The following is a 2,501-nucleotide window of genomic DNA, read 5'->3' on the forward strand; positions in this document are numbered from 1 at the left end:
CCTCGATCACGTTATTGAGATACTTCACCTGCCGGTGGGCCGTCTCCCGGTCCAGCTTTCCTTCGCGCTTCAATTCGGTGATCGCTGCACCATAGCTCGGCGCTTTGTCGGTATTGAGCGTGGCAGGCTTTTCCCAGTGCTTCAGGCCTCGCAGGGCCTTGCCCAGGAACCGCTTCGCTGCCTTGGCGCTGCGGGTCGGCGACAGGTAGAAATCGATCGTGTCGCCCCGCTTGTCGACTGCCCGGTACAGGTAGGTCCACTTGCCCCGCACCTTGACGTAGGTTTCATCCAGGCGCCAGCTCGGATCAAAGCCACGCCGCCAGAACCAGCGCAGCCGCTTCTCCATCTCCGGGGCGTAGCACTGGACCCAGCGATAGATCGTCGTATGGTCGACCGAAATGCCGCGTTCCGCCAGCATTTCCTCAAGGTCGCGATAGCTGATCGGATAGCGACAATACCAGCGCACCGCCCACAGGATCACATCACCCTGGAAATGGCGCCACTTGAAATCCGTCATCGTTCCGTCCGTCCAATCTCCGCCAAGCATGCTCAAGCTTCACGATTTTTGCAACAGAGCCCACACGAGTATTGAGCATAGTCGAGATTGGTGCAGATCACTTCTGATATTGAACTGTCAGGAGCTGGCTGCACAACAGCCATTACGCCCAATCAACTGGTGCAGTCGTCTTCTGAAAATGACAATCCAGTTAGGGTATAGCTCAACCTGACATAGAAGCAAAAACTCAACCACCTTCTACCAACTCTCCGAACAGCTCCTTGACCTTTGTTTTCGCATCAGCAAGTGCAGTTCTGCCTTGTTCAGTGATGTCATAAACACGCCGTTCACGTCGCCCGGTGCGTTCGTGGCGTGAGGTCAGATAGCCTTTTTTTTCCAGGCCGTGCAGCATCGGGTACACGGTGCCAGCGCTCATCTCGTAGCCGTGTCGGCGTAGCTCTTCGATGATCCCCAGCCCAAAGACAGGTTCCTCGGCTGCATGGTGAAGGATGTGCAGGCGGATCAAACCGCCGTAGAGGTCTTTGTCAGTCATTTTTTGTGCCTCACAGAGCGACGCTCAACAGCCACCCAGCTGCACCGCTACCGAGGACAACCAGCCACGGCGGGAGCTTCCAGAACATAAGTGCGACAAGGGCAACTAATGCCAAGCCGAAGTCTTGCGGCTGAAAGATGGCGCTAGTCCATACAGGCTGATACAGCGCGGCCAGCAGCAAGCCGACTACAGCGGCATTGATCCCGGCCAGCGCAGCTTGGATGCCTGTATTGCGGCGCAAACGCTCCCAAAATGGCATTGATCCGACGACCAGCAAGAACGAGGGCGCGAAGATAGCCAGCAGACACACAATGCCGCCGATCCAGCCCGACGGGGCGGTGTTCATCGAGGCACCAAGAAACGCGGCGAACGTGAACAAAGGGCCGGGCACCGCTTGAGCTGCCCCGTACCCCGCGAGAAAGGATTCATTGTTGACCCAGCCGGAGGGCACCACTTCGGCTTGCAGTAATGGCAGCACAACGTGACCACCGCCGAACACCAGTGATCCGACACGATAGAAGGAATCCACCATTGCCATGGTTTGACTTGGCATCAGTTCGGCCAACACCGGCAGGCCAATCAGCAAGACAAAGAACAGCGAGAGCCAAAGCACGCCGGCCCGGTGACTGACCGTGATAGGTAGGGGGTCATGCTCAACAACTTTCGCTGGCTTGAACAATAACCGGCCTGCGATGCCTGCGATAGCAATCACGCCAACCTGTCCCCACGCGGACGGCACAAGTAAAACGACGCAGGTAGCAATTGCCATGATGGTGACTCGCAGCCCATCCGTGCATAGGTTACGCGCCATGCCCCATACTGCTTGAGCGACCACGGCCACAGCCACCACTTTTAAGCCATGCAACGCGCCCTGCGAGACGTAATCGCCATAGCTGGAGATGCCGAGCGCAAAAAGGATCAAGGCTATGGCAGACGGCAGCGTGAAGCCAGCCCAAGCAGCCAGCGCCCCGCTGTATCCAGCCCGAGACAGTCCTACCGCTATGCCGACCTGGCTGCTTGCAGGCCCTGGCAAGAACTGACAAAGCGCGACCAAGTCAGCATAGCTCCGTTCGGAGAGCCAGCGCCGCCGTGTGACAAATTCGGCGCGGAAGTAGCCCAAGTGCGCAATGGGGCCGCCAAAAGATGTCAATCCAAGCCGCAGAAAAATAAGAAAGACCGACCATGGTCTGCTGTCATCGGTAGGGTTATTCGTCATACTTTCGCCTTCATGATCTGCAACGAGTTGATCAATAATAAGCGAAATTCGATAACGAAATTCGATATAAATCTAGAAAAAAATACCTCTATGTGTACTACGCAGTTTTAGCTGTGGCTTTCACAGGAGCACGCTTACTTACGGCTTAGCGTGCTTTATTTAATGAGATGGTCACTCCCTCCTTCCCAGTACTATGCTGAGGACAGGCTTTCATTCGGAGAACCATCATGGAAAAC

General features: G+C 56.0%; 3 protein-coding genes. All 3 read right to left on the reverse strand.

Annotated elements, in window-relative coordinates; all coding sequences use genetic code 11:
• On the reverse strand, positions 1–517 hold a 517-nt coding region (locus ACOTWU_RS25125), incomplete at its 3' end, for an IS6-like element IS6100 family transposase (protein ID WP_072213681.1).
• A 226-nt stretch (positions 518–743) separates the two neighbouring features.
• Positions 744–1,049, reverse strand: a complete 306-nt coding sequence (locus tag ACOTWU_RS25130; RefSeq protein WP_000130000.1) for a PadR family transcriptional regulator — start codon at positions 1,047–1,049, stop codon at positions 744–746.
• A gap of 10 nt (positions 1,050–1,059) precedes the next feature.
• Positions 1,060–2,265 (reverse strand): chromate efflux transporter, encoded by a 1,206-nt coding sequence (gene chrA, locus ACOTWU_RS25135; protein WP_000184001.1) that lies wholly within the window; start codon positions 2,263–2,265, stop codon positions 1,060–1,062.
• Positions 2,266–2,501: the final 236 nt, after the last annotated feature.

It is taken from the genome of Enterobacter cloacae complex sp. GYL001 (assembly GCF_049237125.1).
Lineage (GTDB): Bacteria > Pseudomonadota > Gammaproteobacteria > Enterobacterales > Enterobacteriaceae > Enterobacter > Enterobacter hormaechei_C.